The organism is Leclercia sp. J807, from assembly GCF_009734465.1.
Taxonomy (GTDB): Bacteria; Pseudomonadota; Gammaproteobacteria; order Enterobacterales; family Enterobacteriaceae; genus Enterobacter.
In genome coordinates this window covers 1,796,864-1,813,855 of the sequence record NZ_CP046446.1, presented here as the reverse complement: position 1 = coordinate 1,813,855, position 16,992 = coordinate 1,796,864, and the positions used below count along the sequence as shown (strand labels likewise).

Annotated in this window: 15 protein-coding genes; 5 read left to right on the top strand and 10 right to left on the bottom strand. The window is 56.1% G+C overall.

Annotated features, from left to right (window positions below):
• Positions 1-151 precede the first annotated feature (151 nt).
• Entirely contained in the window at positions 152-1,030 is an 879-nt protein-coding gene (locus GNG26_RS08480; RefSeq protein ID WP_156238406.1) for a DUF6708 domain-containing protein, read from the top strand.
• An 84-nt stretch (positions 1,031-1,114) separates the two neighbouring features.
• Here the strand turns inward: GNG26_RS08480 and GNG26_RS08475 are convergent, their stop codons facing one another.
• The 6 genes from GNG26_RS08475 to lolC form a co-directional block, all read right to left on the bottom strand.
• A complete protein-coding gene (locus GNG26_RS08475; RefSeq protein WP_156238405.1) occupies positions 1,115-1,420 on the bottom strand; it encodes a hypothetical protein in 306 nt (101 codons plus the stop codon).
• Positions 1,421-1,485: 65 nt separating this feature from the next.
• Positions 1,486-2,307: a Sir2 family NAD+-dependent deacetylase gene (cobB, locus tag GNG26_RS08470; RefSeq protein ID WP_114387410.1), complete on the bottom strand. Its 822-nt coding sequence runs from the start codon at positions 2,305-2,307 to the stop codon at positions 1,486-1,488.
• A gap of 15 nt (positions 2,308-2,322) precedes the next feature.
• Positions 2,323-3,234: an N-acetylglucosamine kinase gene (nagK, locus tag GNG26_RS08465; RefSeq protein WP_156238404.1), complete on the bottom strand. Its 912-nt coding sequence runs from the start codon at positions 3,232-3,234 to the stop codon at positions 2,323-2,325.
• A 51-nt stretch (positions 3,235-3,285) separates the two neighbouring features.
• Positions 3,286-4,530 (bottom strand): lipoprotein-releasing ABC transporter permease subunit LolE, encoded by a 1,245-nt coding sequence (lolE, locus tag GNG26_RS08460; RefSeq protein WP_156238403.1) that lies wholly within the window; start codon positions 4,528-4,530, stop codon positions 3,286-3,288.
• Positions 4,530-5,231 carry a lipoprotein-releasing ABC transporter ATP-binding protein LolD gene (gene lolD / locus GNG26_RS08455; protein WP_103823734.1) on the bottom strand — a complete coding sequence of 234 codons (702 nt, stop codon included), beginning with the start codon at positions 5,229-5,231 and terminating at the stop codon, positions 4,530-4,532. Before lolD ends, lolE begins: the two co-directional genes overlap by 1 nt.
• Positions 5,224-6,423, bottom strand: coding sequence for a lipoprotein-releasing ABC transporter permease subunit LolC (gene lolC / locus GNG26_RS08450; RefSeq protein WP_156238402.1), 1,200 nt, complete (start codon positions 6,421-6,423; stop codon positions 5,224-5,226). The genes lolD and lolC overlap by 8 nt, the downstream gene beginning before the upstream one ends.
• A gap of 271 nt (positions 6,424-6,694) precedes the next feature.
• Between lolC and GNG26_RS08445 the strand changes: the two genes are divergently transcribed.
• The 3 genes from GNG26_RS08445 (at position 6,695) to GNG26_RS08435 (ending at position 12,443) form a co-directional block, all read left to right on the top strand.
• Entirely contained in the window at positions 6,695-7,768 is a 1,074-nt protein-coding gene (locus tag GNG26_RS08445) for an acyltransferase family protein (protein WP_156238401.1), read from the top strand.
• A 119-nt stretch (positions 7,769-7,887) separates the two neighbouring features.
• Positions 7,888-11,334 (top strand): transcription-repair coupling factor, encoded by a 3,447-nt coding sequence (mfd, locus tag GNG26_RS08440; protein ID WP_156238400.1) that lies wholly within the window; start codon positions 7,888-7,890, stop codon positions 11,332-11,334.
• A gap of 152 nt (positions 11,335-11,486) precedes the next feature.
• Positions 11,487-12,443, top strand: coding sequence for a L,D-transpeptidase family protein (locus GNG26_RS08435; protein WP_156238399.1), 957 nt, complete (start codon positions 11,487-11,489; stop codon positions 12,441-12,443).
• A gap of 77 nt (positions 12,444-12,520) precedes the next feature.
• On the opposite strand, the gene bhsA is transcribed toward GNG26_RS08435, so the two are convergent.
• Positions 12,521-12,778: a multiple stress resistance protein BhsA gene (gene bhsA, locus GNG26_RS08430; RefSeq protein ID WP_103179112.1), complete on the bottom strand. Its 258-nt coding sequence runs from the start codon at positions 12,776-12,778 to the stop codon at positions 12,521-12,523.
• 242 nt (positions 12,779-13,020) lie between these two features.
• On the opposite strand from bhsA, the gene GNG26_RS08425 reads away from it, so the two are divergent.
• On the top strand, positions 13,021-13,656 hold the full coding sequence (locus GNG26_RS08425) for a TetR/AcrR family transcriptional regulator (RefSeq protein ID WP_156238398.1): 636 nt from the start codon (positions 13,021-13,023) through the stop codon (positions 13,654-13,656).
• Between the two features lie 490 nt (positions 13,657-14,146).
• On the opposite strand, the gene GNG26_RS08420 is transcribed toward GNG26_RS08425, so the two are convergent.
• The 3 genes from GNG26_RS08420 to ycfP form a co-directional block, all read right to left on the bottom strand.
• The gene (locus GNG26_RS08420; RefSeq protein WP_103823727.1) at positions 14,147-14,686 is read right to left on the bottom strand and encodes a glycine zipper 2TM domain-containing protein; all 540 of its coding nucleotides are present in this window, start codon (positions 14,684-14,686) and stop codon (positions 14,147-14,149) included.
• A 196-nt stretch (positions 14,687-14,882) separates the two neighbouring features.
• Positions 14,883-16,187 carry an NAD(P)/FAD-dependent oxidoreductase gene (locus GNG26_RS08415; protein ID WP_103823726.1) on the bottom strand — a complete coding sequence of 435 codons (1,305 nt, stop codon included), beginning with the start codon at positions 16,185-16,187 and terminating at the stop codon, positions 14,883-14,885.
• A 233-nt stretch (positions 16,188-16,420) separates the two neighbouring features.
• Entirely contained in the window at positions 16,421-16,963 is a 543-nt protein-coding gene (ycfP, locus tag GNG26_RS08410) for an alpha/beta hydrolase YcfP (protein ID WP_032617568.1), read from the bottom strand.
• Positions 16,964-16,992 lie beyond the last annotated feature (29 nt).

Sequence of the window (16,992 nt, the reverse complement as noted above, 5' to 3'; positions counted from 1 at the left end):
TGGTACAAGGATAAGTACATATGAAGCTGAACAATAACGTTCTTTATTCTCTTTTTTCTGCATCGACATTATTTTTACTACCGTTAACAAGACATGGGCATTGAGTTTCCTGATTTAAAGGATTACAGGCAACATCATAAAAGGACTTATTATGTCAAAAAAAACGCAGAGAAAAGCGCCGCCCCTGTTCGGTGTAGTCGCCGTCAATGATATTTATTGCGATATCATAAGAAACGTCCCCAGAAGCGAATGGCTTGGCGTAACGATGCCGCTTCTGACATTAATCCCACTTCTGTTATCTCTTTTATTTATTGGCCCAATTATTGAGTATTCTCCCATATTTATTCTGGTTGAGATTATACTCATCCTGATGTTCTATAGCAGCATCCACGCATTGCGTGTCGTCATGACCCACCCCAAAACGTTACTCGTCAGGCTGAATCGCAAACGCCAACGCGTGTATGTTCAAACGTATCGTCCCACGCGTAATATCTTTGCGAAATGGCCTGTCGAAACGCTGATTTATGACTGGAAGGACATTGAAGCCCATTTTAGTAACGGTTCCGGAACCGCGGGTTCCCGGACATGGTATAAGTGGCAAGCCCCCTCGACCGACGGAAGAAAAAACTGGGTGATCATCAGCGATGATAACGCGCCTTTATTTTATCAGGTCTCTCGCTTCTCTACCGATATCGCAGATACTCTTTTGAGTTATGCGGAATCCTGGGCGTGGTGCAGAAACTATATGAATGGTCTGATGACACCCGTTAATTTAATATCGATAGAAAATAACTACTCCTTTAAATATTGCGTGACGAGATTGAGTAGCCGGACATTGTCGCGTGTCAATGAACAGGATAAATGGACAACCATTTTCCCCGTCAGGAATCCTTTTTTCTGGCTCATCTCTTTTATTATGGTGCCAACCATTTTACTGGACGCTCTGGCAATGAGGCGAATTATGCGCAGGCTCCCGGAGACGCCGTGGTCTGATGAGGCGCTGGTCGAATCAACAACAGATAAACAATAGATTAATTATTTTAACTGCGTAAGGTCCTGCGTTGTTGTCAGGACTTTGCGGATAATCTGGCGTTGATTCGCGCCGCGCAACTATTTATTCCGATATTTTTTGCAACGCGTCATCAATTTTGCCAATCACATACATCAGCGGCCTCCACAGCACCACCAGCGTAACAATCGTGCCCAGCAGCTGCACATCGCCATGCGCAAGTTGCCCGGTAAACAGCAGGTATACTAGGTTAAATATACACGAGCCGGCGGAGACAATGCCGAGGAACAAAAAGAGAATGAACAGAATATTTCTGCTGTCAGAAAGGCGAGGCAGGCAACCCTGGCTCCACAGCCCTATCCCTACCGCCACAATAAAAATAATGGCCGATATAATTAGCGGGTTATCCATAACCTGTTCCTGTCGTTCCTTGAAAATTTGCGCGAAAAGCGTCTGCTCTTCGCGCAGTGAACCACTTACAATCCCTTAAGCAGCTTATCCACAAACTGCGGCACCACCTCGCTGGCAAGCCCGTAGGTTTTCTCTTCAAACTCGCTGCCGACCTGGCTCGGCTCAAGGTTCAGCTCCACCGTGTGCGCGCCGTGCAGCTTCGCTTCGTGAACAAATCCCGCCGCCGGATAGACATGCCCGGAGGTGCCAATGGCGATAAACAGATCCGCCATCGCCAGGGCGCTGTAGATCTCGTCCATTCCCAGCGGCATTTCGCCGAACCACACCACGTGCGGGCGCAGCGGCGACGGGAACTGACAGCAGTGGCATTTGTCATCGGAGGTCACATCGCCGGTCCAGCTAAAGACCTGGCCGCTGCTGGAACAACGCACCTTCAGCAATTCACCGTGCATATGAAGCACGTTGCGGTTGCCCGCGCGCTCATGCAGGTTATCGATGTTCTGCGTCACCAGCAGGAAACGATCCCCCAACGCCTCTTCGAGTTTAGCCAGCGCCAGATGCGCCGCGTTAGGGGCGATCTCCGGCGACTGTAACTGACGGCGGCGGGCATTGTAGAATTCCTGCACCAGCTGCGGGTTACGGGCAAAACCTTCCGGCGTCGCCACATCTTCAACCCGATGTTCCTCCCACAACCCGTCGGTCGCGCGAAACGTTCGAATGCCCGACTCTGCGGAGATCCCCGCCCCGGTCAGGACCAGTACTCTTGGTTTTTCCATCAATTCCGGCATTGCCACATCCTGGAAGAAAATTCGCTGGCGTAATCGCTCACGCAAGCGGCGTTTGTTTTTGCGAAAACGGCTGAGTCGAAGTGACCGTCGCGACAGCATAAAAACCTCGTATGGCTAACGGGTGAGATGGAGGAATGCGGCGCCGCGCATTCCTCCGGCATCGCCATGTCGCGCGCGCTCAATGCGCGGGACGCGGGCAACCGGCAACAAATGACGCGGCAAGCGACCGGACAACCGTTCGGCGATGGCCGTAAAGTTCGATAATCCTCCGCCGATCACCAGCAGGTCAGGATCGACAATGGTCAGAATATTCCCCAGACAGACCGCCAGCAGATCGAGATAGCGCTCAACGTGCTCTACGGCCTGTTCATCCCCCTGCTCCCAGAGGGCAATGATTTCCGGAGCCTGACGTTTTTGATGATAGAAGTGTTCATAAAGCCATGCAAATCCACGGCCGGAGAGGTAATTCTCAATGCAGCCGTGCTGGCCGCAACCGCAGCGGATGAGCGGGAAATCACGCCCCACGACTTCCAGCGCATCCACCGGCAGGCGAATATGACCAAACTCGCCGGTGATATAGCTGCGTCCGGTCACCGGTTTGCCGTTCACCACAATCCCGCCGCCGACGCCAGTGCCGAGGATCAGCCCCATCACCAGTGAATATTGCTGGAACTCATCGTCCCAGGCTTCGGAGAGGGCAAAGCAGTTGGCGTCGTTGTCGAGGCGCACGTCGCGCTCAAGGAGGCGGGTCAGATCGGCGCGCAGCGGCTTACCGCTGGCAGCAGGGACGTTAGCAGCGTACAACGTACCGTCGTCGGTTTCCGGCATTCCCGGAATGCCAATGCCCACCGTGCCCTTCACGCCGAAGCGTTCATCGGCCTGGGCCACCAGCGCGGCAATGGCGGTTAAAAATTCATCGTAGCTTTCATGGGGAGTGGGAACCCGGGTTTCCCACTGCAATTTCAGGTTGGTATCAAATACGCCCAGCGCAATTTTGGTGCCGCCAATATCAAATCCATAATACATAGTGCATTCCTCTTTTGACCCGGCGGCAACGCTCACCGGATCATGACGTAATTACTGGCCACTTAATACCCTCGCCGGATCAATTCGGCTTGCGCGACGCGCCGGATACCAGCTTGCCAGCAGACTCAGTAAAAGTGCTGTAACCAGCACATAAAAAACGTCCAGCCAGTGCAATTCAGATGGCAGGAAGTCAATAAAATAGATATCGCCCGACAGGAACTGATGCCCAATCAGGGCCTCAAGACCGTTGATGATCGGCGTCAACTGCAATGAAACCACCACGCCGATGACCACACCGCACAGGCTACCCAGCAGCCCCGCCAGCAGACCATACCAGACGAAGATGGCACGAATAAGACCATCTTTTGCCCCGAGGGTACGCAGCACCGCGATGTCGCCGCTCTTGTCTTTCACCGCCATCACCAGGGTAGAGACGATGTTAAAACAGGCCACGCCGATCACCAGCACCATCGCCAGGTACATGATGGCGCGGATCATCTGGATATCACGATACATATACCCGTAAGTGCCGATCCAGCTCTTGATGTAGACATAGCTGTCGGTCACTTCCCCGGCGTCGCGTACCAGTTTGTTGGCGTTGAAGACCTCGTTAACCTTGATGGCGATCCCGGTGACGCTGCTGCCCATATCGAGATACTGGCGCGCATCTTCCAGCGGCACCATAGCAAAGCTGTGATCGAGCTGACCGCTTAGCTGCAAAATACCGGTCACGTGCAGACGCACGCGCTTCGGCTGCTGAAGCTTATGATCGGCGCTGGCGTTCGGGATCATGATCGACACCCAGTCGCCCTGCTTCACTTTCAGCGCGTCGGCCACCCCCTTACCGAGGATAATCTGCTGATCGCCAGCTTTAAAGTTGGCCCAGGCCTCTTTCTGGATAAACTGTGGCAGCGCGCTGAGCTTCTCTTCCTGGCGCGGGTTCACCCCTTTCACCTGGATAGCGCGCAGGTTTGCGCCGCTCTCCACCAGCCCGGTGAAATTGATATAGGGCGCAGCCGCGGCAATGCCCGGCACCTTTTCCACCTTATTCAGGGCGTCGTTCCAGTTATTCCACGGCTGGTTAACCGGCTCAATTTCGCCGTGCGGCACCACCGCCAGAATGCGGTTGTTCAGCTCACGCTCGAAGCCGTTCATGGCGCTGAGGCCAACAATCAGTACCGCCACGCCCAGCGCGATACCGACGGTGGAGATGACCGAGATCAGCGACACCATGCCGCTGCGGCGGCGTCCCCGGCTAAAACGCAGGCCGATGAGTAACGATAACGGTGAGGCCATCAATCTGCCCCCATCAGGGTCAGTTCGGTATTCAGGCGACCGTCACGCATCTCCAGCTGGCGGGACATGCGTTTTGCCAGCTGCAGATCGTGGGTCACCACCAGGAAGGCGGTGCCCTGGGAGGCATTCAGTTCGCCGAGAAGCTGGAAGATGCTGTCGGCGTTGCGGGCATCCAGGTTACCGGTCGGTTCATCCGCCAGCACCAGGCGCGGATTATTTACCAGCGCACGGGCAATCGCCACACGCTGGCGCTCGCCGCCGGAGAGCTCGGAAGGACGATGATTACCTCGGTGGCCCAGCCCGACCGCTTTCAGCATATCGCTGGCGCGGGCGTTGATTTCAGCCGGTTTCTTTTTGCCGATCAGCAGCGGCATCGCCACGTTTTCCAGCGCCGTAAAGTCCGGCAGCAGGTGGTGGAACTGATAGATAAAGCCCAGCTCGCGGTTACGCAGATCGGCCTTTGCGCCAGATGACATGGTACTCAGCGGTGTGCCGGAGAAGACCACGTCCCCGGAGGTCGGCGTATCCAGCCCGCCGAGCAGGTGAAGTAAGGTACTTTTTCCGGAGCCGGAGGTGCCGACAATCGCCATCATCTCCCCTTCCCCGACGCTGAAGCTGACATTGTGCAGGACGTCCGTCTGCACCGTGCCTTCCTGATAGCGTTTGCACAGGTTGTCGCATTGCAACAGGATCTTATTCATAACGTAAAGCCTCAGCGGGTTGGGTGGCGGCAGCGCGCCATGAAGGATAAAGCGTGGAGAGTAAGGCAACGGCCATCGCAGCCAGCGCAATGCCCACTACCTGCAGCGGCTCAATGGCCACCGGCAGTGCCGCGCCGTCGAGCAGCGCGCCGATAATCGGCATTAAATTATTGAGCTGGCTGGCCAGCAGCGTACCGAGCAGCGCGCCGAGCAGTGCGCCGACAATCCCGGCGCTGGCGCCCTGCACCATAAAGACCGCCATGATCTGCCGCGGCGTCAGCCCCTGGGTTTGCAGGATCGCCACTTCGCCCTGCTTCTCCATCACCATCAGGCCCAGCGAGGTAATGATGTTAAAGGCGGCAACCGCCACAATCAGGCTCAGGAGCAGGCCCATCATGTTTTTTTCCATGCGCACGGCCTGGAACAACTCGCCTTTGCGTTCGCGCCAGTCCTGCCATTTGGTGCCTTCCGGCAGGGTTTGCTGGCTTAACACATCGACCTTCAGCGGCTCGTTGAGCCACAGACGCCAGCCGGTGATGTTGCCGAGCGGGTAACGCATCAGGCGCGACGCGTCCTGGATATTGACCAGCATCTGGTAGCCATCCACTTCGCTGTTGGCGGCGAAGGTGCCGATTACGTTAAACAGGCGCTGGCTCGGCAGACGCCCCATCGGGGTAAACTGGCTGGCAGACGGAACCATCACCCGCAGCTGATCGCCGCGGTTGACGCCGAGCTGGCCGGCAAGCTGTTCGCCGAGAATGACGTTGTACTGGCCGGGAGCCAGATCGCTCTGTTTGACGTTAACCAGAAACGGCGTCAGGGGATCCTTTTGCGCCGGGTCGATGCCGAGCATCACCCCGACCGCCACGCTGCGCGCGCTCTGGAGCACCACGTCACCGGAGGTGATCGGCGCCACGCGGCTTACGCCCTGCAGCTTGACGGCGCTTTGTGGCAGCTGCTGCGGATTCACCGACCCGCTGCTGGATGAGAGGATCGCCTGTGGCATCAGCCCCAGAATGTTATTTTGCAGCTCGCGCTCAAAGCCGTTCATGACGGAGAGAACCGTCACCAGCGCCATCACGCCAAGCGTAATGCCAATGGTGGAAAGCCAGGAGACAAAGCGACCGAATCGGTCCGCGGCGCGCCCACGCATATAACGTAAGCCTATGAAAAGTGCGACAGGTTGATACATGAAATCCGTCTGTTTGCTGGTAGCAGACCCACGAGTATATAAGCGAATCCGCTAAGGGTAAATGACTGAAACCGTAAGCTTTGCTTATCATTTGTCTGAAAAAGCACGTTAAATCAGCGCAATATCCCCCTTTCGTAAGACGCCCTGTCCCGCGCAGGTGTTTGCAGCTTTTCTGAAAAGCATCCGGATACAGACTCTTACCCATTACATCCCGCCCGCCGCGCAACACACTTACCCGCTCGATTAAGGTAATAACAGGACCCGGAACGCGATGAAACAAAAAGCTCTATGGATTAACCAGATAAAAGGACTCTGCATCTGCCTGGTGGTGATTTACCACTCGGTGATCACCTTTTATCCCCATCTTGAGGCGCTGCATGCTCCCCTTTCGGTGCTGCTCGCCAAATGTTGGGTAACGTTCAATCTCTATCTCGCCCCCTTCCGCATGCCGGTGTTCTTCTTTATTTCGGGGTATCTGGTCCGGCGCTACATTGACGAGGTCGACTGGAAAACCTGCCTGGACAAACGGCTCTGGAGCATTATCTGGGTGCTGGCGCTGTGGGGAGTATTACAGTGGCAGGCGTTGACCCATCTTAATGCGTGGCTGGCGCCGGAGCGGGATCTCAATACCGCGTCGAACGCCGCCTATGCCGACTCGCTGACCGGCTTTATCACCGGCATGCTCACTGCCAGCACCAGCCTGTGGTATCTCTACGCCCTGGTGGTCTATTTTACGCTCTGCAAGCTGCTGAGCCGCTGGAAGCTGCCGCTTATCGGGCTGCTGGCGCTCGCCAGCATCGCCATCAACTTTGTGCCGCTGCCGTGGTGGGGGATGAACAGCGTGGTGCGCAATATGATCTATTACAGCCTCGGGGCCTGGTACGGCGTGCAGTTGATGGCGTGGATGCAGAGCCGGGTGTGGCGCCGTGACGCCCTGGCGGTTGCGGCGTTCGGGGTGGTCTCCGTCGTGCTGTGGTTTGTCGGGGTTCCCCTGCCGCTGTCGCTGCTGTCGATCCTGCTGATTATGGCCCTGTTCTACCGCCTGGAGCAGCGTTTCGCCGTGGGCCCTGACAATGTGCTGAACGTGGTTGGCTCCAACACCATTGCGATTTACACCACCCACCGCATTCTTATTGAAGGGGTCAGCCTGTTGATGATTCACCAGCTGAATGGCGGCACCTGGCCGGTATGGGCGGAGCTGACGCTGGTTCTGATCTACCCGTTTGCCAGCCTGCTGATCTGCACCCTGGTGGGGCTGGGGGCGCGTAACCTCTCCCGCGCGCTGGCCGGAGATATTTTCTTTACCCCACCCGCCCGGCTGACGCTGGTTCAGGCGACACGCTAGCGCCCCTGTGAGAGGCAGCTTTGCGCTGTGTGCGGTTACGGTTTGCTAATGTAAAACGATCAAGGATAATAAAGACATTGTGTATCAGTGATATGCCCATACGAGATCCTGACAAAGCCATGCCTGAACAAAATCGTTTTTCCCTGCCCGTCAAAGCGGGCGACCAACGCCAGTTAGGTGAACTGACCGGGGCAGCCTGCGCCACGCTGGTGGCGGAAATTGCAGAGCGTCATCAGGGCCCGGTGGTACTGGTCGCGCCGGACATGCAAAACGCCCTGCGTCTGCATGATGAGATCCGCCAGTTCACCGATCAGCTGGTCACCAGCCTTGCCGACTGGGAGACGCTGCCCTACGACAGCTTCTCGCCACACCAGGAGATCATCTCCTCGCGCCTCTCCACGCTGTATCAGCTGCCTTCCATGCAGCGCGGCGTGCTGATTGTGCCGGTCAATACCCTGATGCAGCGCGTCTGCCCACACAGCTATCTGCACGGTCACGCGCTGGTGATGAAAAAAGGCCAGCGCCTCTCAAGGGATGGCCTGCGCGTGCAGCTCGACAGCGCGGGCTATCGCCATGTCGATCAGGTCATGGAGCACGGGGAGTACGCCACCCGCGGCGCGCTGCTCGACCTCTACCCTATGGGCAGTGAACAACCTTATCGTCTGGACTTTTTCGACGACGAAATCGACAGCCTGCGCCTGTTTGATGCCGATACCCAGCGCACGCTGGAGGAAGTGGAGGCCATCAACCTGCTGCCGGCCCACGAATTCCCGACCGACAAAACCGCCATTGAGCTCTTCCGCAGCCAGTGGCGCGATAAGTTTGACGTCAAGCGCGACGCCGAGCATATCTACCAACAGGTGAGCAAAGGCACCCTGCCGTCAGGGATCGAATACTGGCAGCCGCTGTTCTTCAGCGAGCCGCTGCCTGCCCTGTTCAGCTATTTCCCGGCCAACACGCTGGTGCTCAACACCGGCGATCTGGAGACCAGCGCCAGCCGTTTCGAGAGTGAAACCCGCGCCCGCTTTGAAAATCGGGGTGTTGATCCGATGCGCCCGCTGCTGGAGCCCGAGCTGCTCTGGCTGCGCACCGATGAGCTGTTCAGCGAGCTGAAACGCTGGCCGCGCATGCAGCTTAAAACCGACAGCCTGCCGGAGAAAGCTGCCAATACCAACCTGGCCTATCAGCCGCTGCCAGACCTCGCGGTGCAGGCGCAGAACAAATCGCCGCTGGATAACCTGCGTAAGTTCCTCGAATCCTTTACCGGCCCGGTGATCTTCTCTGTGGAAAGCGAAGGGCGCCGTGAGGCGCTGGGCGAGCTGCTTGGCCGCATTAAGGTCGCACCGAAGCGGATCCTGCGACTGGACGAGGCCAGCGGCACCGGGCGCTATCTGATGATCGGCGCCGCCGAGCATGGGTTTATTGATACGCTCAATAATCTGGCGCTGATCTGCGAAAGCGATCTGCTGGGTGAGCGCGTGGCGCGCCGCCGTCAGGACAACCGTCGCACCATCAACCCGGACACGCTGATCCGCAACCTGGCGGAGCTGCATCCCGGCCAGCCGATTGTCCATCTTGAGCATGGCGTAGGCCGTTATGCGGGGATGACCACCCTGGAAGCGGGCGGCATCAAAGGTGAATACTTGATGCTGCTGTACGCCAACGACGCCAAACTCTATGTGCCGGTGTCGTCCCTGCACCTGATCAGTCGCTATGCGGGCGGTGCGGAAGAGAATGCCCCGCTGCACAAGCTCGGCGGCGATGCCTGGGCGCGGGCGCGGCAGAAAGCGGCAGAGAAAGTGCGCGATGTGGCGGCGGAGCTGCTGGATATCTACGCCCAGCGCGCGGCGAAGGCGGGCTACGCCTTCAAGCATGATAAAGAGCAGTATCAGCTCTTCTGCGACAGCTTCCCGTTTGAAACCACCCCGGATCAGGCCCAGGCGATTAACGCCGTGCTGAGCGACATGTGTCAGCCGCTGGCGATGGATCGTCTGGTCTGCGGCGATGTGGGCTTCGGTAAAACCGAAGTGGCGATGCGCGCCACCTTCCTGGCGGTGGAGAACAACAAGCAGGTGGCGGTTCTGGTGCCCACCACCCTGCTGGCGCAGCAGCACTACGATAACTTCCGCGACCGCTTTGCCAACTGGCCAGTGCGCATTGAGATGATGTCGCGTTTTCGCAGCGCCAAAGAGCAGGCGCAGATCCTGGAGCAGGCAAGCGAGGGCAAGATCGACATTCTGATCGGCACCCATAAACTGCTGCAGAGCGACGTGAAGTGGAAAGATCTGGGGCTGCTGATTGTCGACGAAGAGCACCGCTTCGGCGTGCGCCACAAGGAGCGCATCAAAGCGATGCGCGCCGATGTCGATATCCTGACCCTCACCGCCACGCCGATCCCGCGCACGTTAAATATGGCGATGAGCGGCATGCGCGATCTGTCGATTATCGCCACGCCGCCTGCCCGCCGTCTGGCGGTGAAGACCTTTGTCCGCGAGTACGATAACCTGGTGGTGCGCGAGGCGATCCTGCGTGAAGTGCTGCGCGGCGGCCAGGTTTATTATCTCTATAACGATGTCGAGAATATCCAGAAAGCGGCCGACCGGCTGGCGGAGCTGGTGCCGGAAGCGCGGATCGCCATCGGCCACGGCCAGATGCGCGAACGCGAGCTGGAACGGGTGATGAACGATTTCCATCACCAGCGCTTTAACGTGCTGGTCTGCACCACCATCATCGAAACCGGTATCGATATCCCTACCGCCAATACCATCATTATTGAGCGAGCGGATCACTTTGGCCTGGCCCAGCTCCACCAGCTGCGTGGCCGTGTCGGACGTTCGCACCATCAGGCCTATGCCTGGCTGATGACCCCGCACCCGAAAGCGATGACCCCCGATGCGCAGAAGCGTCTCGAAGCCATCGCCTCGCTGGAAGATCTGGGCGCCGGTTTTGCGCTGGCCACCCACGACCTGGAGATCCGTGGCGCGGGCGAACTGCTTGGGGAAGATCAGAGCGGCTCGATGGAAACCATCGGTTTCTCGCTCTACATGGAGCTGCTGGAAAACGCCGTCGATGCCCTGAAGGCGGGGCGCGAGCCGTCGCTGGAAGATCTCACCAGCCAGCAAACGGAAGTGGAACTGCGGATGCCGTCCCTGCTGCCGGATGATTTTATCCCGGACGTTAACACCCGCCTGTCGTTCTACAAACGCATTGCCAGCGCCAAAGACGAAGCGAGTCTGGAAGAGATAAAAGTGGAGCTGATCGACCGCTTTGGCCTGCTGCCGGATGCAGCGCGTAACCTGCTGGATATTGCCCGTTTACGCCAGCAGGCGCAGAAGCTGGGGATCCGCAAGCTGGAGGGGAATGATAAAGGCGGCATGATTGAGTTTGCCGAGAAGAACCACGTCGATCCGATGTGGCTGATCGGCCTGCTGCAAAAACAGCCCCAGCACTTCCGGCTCGATGGACCGACGCGCCTGAAATTCACCCAGGATCTGGCGGAGCGCAAAACCCGCATGGACTGGGTACGTAACTTTATGCGTCAGCTTGAAGAGAATGCCGTAGCCTGACCCTGTGCCGGGCTACCATCGGGTCGCCCGGCATGATTTTCGCTGCGCAATTTACAACTCTTTGCAATCCCCCTGGACTTCCCGACACACTCATTCGCCATAATTATCAATTAACGTTCAGATAATAATAATCTTTATTGCTATGGATTCTGGTGATGATAAAAACGTCGCGTTTTACCCGTTGGATATCGGTGGTTGCACTCCTCGCAACCGTGGCGCTTGCCCTACCCGCCCAAGCGAATACCTGGCCCCTGCCCCCGGCGGGTAGTCGGCTGGTGGGTGAAAATCGTTTTCATGTGGTGGAAAACGATGGCGGTTCGCTGGAGGCGATTGCCAAAAAATATAACGTCGGTTTCCTGGCGCTGCTGCAGGCTAACCCGGGTGTCGATCCCTACGTCCCCCGTGCAGGCAGTGTCCTGACCATCCCGCTTCAGACCCTTCTTCCCGATGCCCCGCGGGAAGGGATTGTGATCAACCTGGCTGAACTGCGGCTCTACTATTATCCGCCGGGTAAAAACGAGGTCACGGTTTACCCCATCGGTATTGGCCAACTGGGGGGCGATACCCTGACGCCAACCATGGTCACTACGGTGTCGGACAAACGCGCCAATCCAACCTGGACCCCAACCGCCAACATCCGCGCCCGCTATAAAGCCCAGGGTATCGATCTGCCAGCGGTGGTCCCCGCCGGACCGGATAACCCGATGGGTCATCACGCCATTCGCCTGGCGGCCTACGGTGGGGTCTATCTGCTGCACGGCACCAATGCCGATTTTGGCATCGGCATGCGCGTCAGCTCCGGCTGTATTCGCCTGCGGGATAATGACATCGAGACGTTGTTCCGCGTGGTCCAGCCCGGTACCAAAGTGAATATCATGAACACGCCGATTAAAGTGTCAGAAGAGCCTGGCGGCGTACGCCTGGTGGAGGTTCATCAGCCGCTGTCAAAAGCGCTGAATGACGATCCCCAGACCCTGCCGATTGTCCTGAATGCTGCGCAGCAGGGCTTTAAAGCCAGCGCTGACGAGGTCGTTATGGAGCGCGCCATGGAAGCGCGTTCGGGTATGCCGGTAGATGTGACTCCTCACCCCACTACCCAGGCGCTGTAGCCTTAACAGATAAAAAAACGCTCTGCACAGGCAGAGCGTTTTTTTTCGCAGTGGCATTAATGAGGGTTAAGCCATGCTTATTTGTAGATCACTGCGGTACCGTGCAGGGTGTTCGGGCCGGTTACGGAAGTGATACGGAAAGATTTCGCCCCCATTTCATCCGCTTTTTGCGCTAACTGGCTTTCAAGAGAGCTCAGGTTAGTCCCGGCGTTCGCAGAGATGGTGCCCACCTTTTGTTGATCGGCAGGGGTAGACTGAACCTCAACCGCAGCGAAGCTGGCAAATGAGAGTGAGCTGAGTACTGCAGCGGCGATGATTGTTTTTACGTTTTTCATGATAAGGACCTTTTGCAAGTGAACGGGATGTCGTAAGCATTAACTTAACGATCGATAACAAAATGATAGATGTGATCTACATCACACGTCAATTTATTTTTATAACGATCATTAAAATAATTTTAAAAGCGTTTAAATTCATATTGATATGATGAATAAATTTTTATTCATGCGGCGCTGGCTGCGGAAAGGGATTATTTTTATAATGGTCGTTCAACAATCCAACAGAGGTACAACGGCTCATGACAACCGATGACACGCGTTGCGAAAAGAAAAGCCGTGGCCGACCAAAAGTGTTCGACAGGGAAGCGGCGCTGGACAAGGCCATGACGCTGTTCTGGCAGCATGGGTATGAAGCCACATCACTGGCTGACCTGGTTGCCGCGACGGGGGCGAAAGCGCCTACGCTGTATGCAGAATTTACCAATAAAGAGGGGCTGTTCCGGGCGGTGCTGGATCGCTATATCAGCCGTTTCGCCGCCCGCCATGAAGCGCAGCTGTTTTGCGAGGAGAAGCCCGTTGAACGGGCGCTGGAAGACTATTTCACCGCGGTGGCGACCTGCTTTACCAGCAAAGATACCCCTGCGGGCTGTTTTATGATTAACACGTCGGCCACGCTTGCAGCCTCTTCTGAAGAGATTGCCCATACGGTTAAATCTCGCCATGCCATGCAGGAAGAGACGCTGTGCCAGTTTTTACAGCAGCGTCAGCAGCGCGGTGAGATCCCGGTGCAGTGCGATCCGAAGAAACTTGCCCAATATCTGAGCTGCATTTTGCAGGGTATGTCCATCAGTGCCCGCGAAGGGGCCAGCCTGGAAAAACTGCTGACTGTCACCCAGATAACCCTGCGGCTATGGCCTGAACTGCTGAAAGTCTGATTTTCAGGGCGGTCTGCCGCCCTGCTCCCCCTTTTCTCACCGCAGCTTCCGCTATACTTCATAGAAAGATAGTTAAAAGCTATCACCACGGCTTCACCGCTTGCTATGCTTAACCTGTGATTATTGATGTGCTAATGATTAGGTGCATTAGTTATGACGAAGGCGTTCTGGCTATTCACATTCAGAAGGAGAATATAATGATTTTGCTATTACCTTTTTTTAAGGTGTTAATAGTCATTACATTGTTATTCGGTCTCTGGGTTTTATGTGGTGGGTCAGTTTTATTTGCTTTTCTTTCCGTACTGATAACGGGATTTATGTTACTGCGCCAGTATAATGAATTCGACCTTTAACCCCTGTCACCCAGCAGCCTCTCCAGGAAAGACCTTACTCATGGCGCACATCGCGCCGCTGTTAAGGTCTTTTTTATGCGCAAAAAAAGCTCCCCAGCCTGAGCGAATGGGGAGCTAAATGCAGAGAACAGATTTTTTTATGCTTTGTTATTCAGTATCAGCTGGCCGTCGCCATTAAGGGGGATCTGCGTGCCGGGATCTTTATCCATACGGATCTTGCCCTGCTGATCGCCAATTTTGTAGGTCACATCGTAACCGAGCATTTTTTCTGACTTATCGTAGACCGTCTTACAGCGCTGCTCGGTGGTGGTGTAAGTATCACGCGCCTGCAGGGCACCCTGCGCCTGATTCCCCGCGTAACCGCCACCCAGAGCGCCCACGACCGTCGCGACATCTTTACCGCGTCCGCCGCCAAACTGATGTCCAATCACCCCACCGGCCACCGCACCCAGTACAGAACCGGCAATACGGTTTTCATCCTGTACAGGACGGCGATGCGTTACGGTCACATTCCGGCACTCCTGACGCGGTGTTTTCACCGTCTCTTTAATAGGCGTAGCCGAAACCACCTGCGCATACTGCGGGCCACGATCAAAAACATTAAGACTGGCAACTGCCGCCACACCTAATGCGGCGACCACGCCAATCCCTATACCTGCCACCATGGATTTATTCATGTGACGTTCTCCTTTGTATTGCTATTAGTAACAATTCTGCAACTAAAGGTGTGTGCAGGCAAATCAGAGAAAGGATTAAAAATGTGGGAACAAGCGCAAAATGAGCCGGTTTAGGAGGACTCTTAGACTTTGTGAGGGCGATTTGCAGAACGATATGCTGAAAAAGCCCCTTCGCGGGAGCGAAGGGGCAAAGGCGTTAGTGCAGCTTCAGTCGTGGACGGATGACGCGGTTGATGCTGCCTACCAGCATCATCAGCCCGGTTTTGAAATAGCCGTGCAGCGCAATCTGGTGCATACGGTACAGCGAGATGTAGACGAAGCGGGCAATACGGCCTTCTACCATCATCGAACCGCGCATCAGGTTACCCATCAGGCTACCGACGGTGGAGAAGTTCGAGAGCGACACCAGAGAACCGTGATCTTTATAGACATAGTTCTTCAGCGGCTTGCCCTTCGCCTGCGCCAGGATATTGTGCAGTGCCAGGCTGGCCATCTGGTGTGCGGCCTGGGCGCGCGGTGGCACGAACCCACCTTCCGGACGGGCGCAAGAGGCGCAGTCGCCGATGGCAAAGATATCCGGGTCGCGGGTGGTTTGCAGCGTCGGCTCAACCACCAGCTGGTTAATGCGGTTGGTCTCGAGCCCGCCGATCTCTTTCATGAAATCAGGCGCCTTGATGCCTGCCGCCCAGACCATCAGATCGGCTTTAATGTGTTCGCCATCTTTGGTGTTCAGGCCCTGTTCATCGGCACTGGTGACCATCGTCTGGGTCAGAACACGCACGCCCAGTTTGGTCAACTCGTTGTGCGCCGCGCCGGAGATACGCGGCGGCAGTGCAGGCAGAATACGTTCGCCCGCTTCCACCAGCGTCACGTTCAGCGCGTCGTTGGTTAAGCCTTTGTAGCCATAGCTGTGCAGCTGTTTCACCGCGTTGTGCAGCTCCGCAGAGAGCTCAACGCCCGTCGCGCCACCGCCGACAATAGCGATATTCACCTTGCCGCTTGCGCCGAGGTTATTGGAATACTTCAGGAACAGGTTCAGCATCTCCTGATGGAAACGACGCGCCTGATGCGGGTTATCCAGGAAGATGCAGTGCTCTTTCACGCCCGGCGTGTTGAAGTCGTTTGAGGTACTGCCCAGCGCCATCACCAGGGTGTCGTACGCCAGCTTACGCTCCGGTACCAGCAGTTCGCCCTTCTCGTCACGCAGCTCCGCCAGGGTAATGGTTTTGCTTTCACGGTTGATATCGACCACTGAACCCAACTGGAACTGGAACCCATGGTTGCGCGCATGCGCCAGATAGCTCAGCGCGTCAACGCCCTCATCCAGAGAACCGGTGGCAACTTCGTGCAGCAGCGGTTTCCACAGGTGGCTGTGGTTACGATCGACCAGCGTCACTTTGGCTTTTTTGCCGCGTCCGAGCTTCTTGCCCAGCTGCGTAGCCAGCTCCAGCCCGCCTGCGCCGCCGCCCACAATCACTATCTTTTTCAATGGTGTAGTCAACGTGACCCCCTAAATTATTAACCAATTGTTAACTAAAAGTTATGAAAATAACCTTTAATTAACAACAGGTTACAGCACTGAAACCATCCCACGACCATGAGAATAACATGTTCGGTGCATTGGTCATACCAAAATTGATGTGCATCAAGTTTTGCCGCTTAAAATTCACCCAAGCTTAGCAAAAAGAAAGCCCGGCTCACGTAGGTGGCCGGGCCTGGTTGAAAAAATGAGCCTTATCCTAAGGTCTTGAACGCTTTGATCCGCTGCAGATGAGGGGCAATATTTTTGAACTTGTGGGTCTGCTCTTCATCCCAGACAATTTCGTAGTAGTGATGCAGCAGCTCCGCTGCCCGTGGGCTGTTGAGCGCCTCATCGTTGCGGGAGAGGATCACCAGGCAGCGATCGCGATTTTTCTCGCGGAAATTGCTCACGCACTTGGTGGCGATATCAACATACTCTTCCGGCCTGTCGATTTTGCCTTCCATGTTCTCGTTCGGGAACAGGTTAGGATTGAACACCACCTGGCGAATATCACATAAGAACCCAATGCGCTCCGCCCAGTAACCCCCAAGGCCAACGCCACAAATCAACGGACGGTCATCAACGTTCAGTTGCAGCATTTTGTCCACTTCTTTCAGCAGATGCTGCATATCATGTTTCGGATGGCGCGTACTGTAGCTAATCAGCCGCACATCCGGATCGATAAACTGCAGTTGCAGGACCTTCTCGTGATTACCGGGACTGTTCGAATCAAAACCGTGCAAATAGATGATCATCGTATCCTCGTCACACTACGCTTGTCAGG

What these genes read in the sequence shown, in the direction of transcription:
- GNG26_RS08480 (WP_156238406.1), top strand. Translation starts at nt 152, where the DNA reads ATGTCAAAAAAAACGCAGAGAAAAGCGCCGCCCCTGTTCGGTGTAGTC.
- GNG26_RS08475 (WP_156238405.1), bottom strand. Translation starts at nt 1,420, where the DNA reads ATGGATAACCCGCTAATTATATCGGCCATTATTTTTATTGTGGCGGTA.
- cobB (WP_114387410.1), bottom strand. Translation starts at nt 2,307, where the DNA reads ATGCTGTCGCGACGGTCACTTCGACTCAGCCGTTTTCGCAAAAACAAA.
- nagK (WP_156238404.1), bottom strand. Translation starts at nt 3,234, where the DNA reads ATGTATTATGGATTTGATATTGGCGGCACCAAAATTGCGCTGGGCGTA.
- lolE (WP_156238403.1), bottom strand. Translation starts at nt 4,530, where the DNA reads ATGGCCTCACCGTTATCGTTACTCATCGGCCTGCGTTTTAGCCGGGGA.
- lolD (WP_103823734.1), bottom strand. Translation starts at nt 5,231, where the DNA reads ATGAATAAGATCCTGTTGCAATGCGACAACCTGTGCAAACGCTATCAG.
- lolC (WP_156238402.1), bottom strand. Translation starts at nt 6,423, where the DNA reads ATGTATCAACCTGTCGCACTTTTCATAGGCTTACGTTATATGCGTGGG.
- GNG26_RS08445 (WP_156238401.1), top strand. Translation starts at nt 6,695, where the DNA reads ATGAAACAAAAAGCTCTATGGATTAACCAGATAAAAGGACTCTGCATC.
- mfd (WP_156238400.1), top strand. Translation starts at nt 7,888, where the DNA reads ATGCCTGAACAAAATCGTTTTTCCCTGCCCGTCAAAGCGGGCGACCAA.
- bhsA (WP_103179112.1), bottom strand. Translation starts at nt 12,778, where the DNA reads ATGAAAAACGTAAAAACAATCATCGCCGCTGCAGTACTCAGCTCACTC.
- GNG26_RS08425 (WP_156238398.1), top strand. Translation starts at nt 13,021, where the DNA reads ATGACAACCGATGACACGCGTTGCGAAAAGAAAAGCCGTGGCCGACCA.
- GNG26_RS08420 (WP_103823727.1), bottom strand. Translation starts at nt 14,686, where the DNA reads ATGAATAAATCCATGGTGGCAGGTATAGGGATTGGCGTGGTCGCCGCA.
- ycfP (WP_032617568.1), bottom strand. Translation starts at nt 16,963, where the DNA reads ATGATCATCTATTTGCACGGTTTTGATTCGAACAGTCCCGGTAATCAC.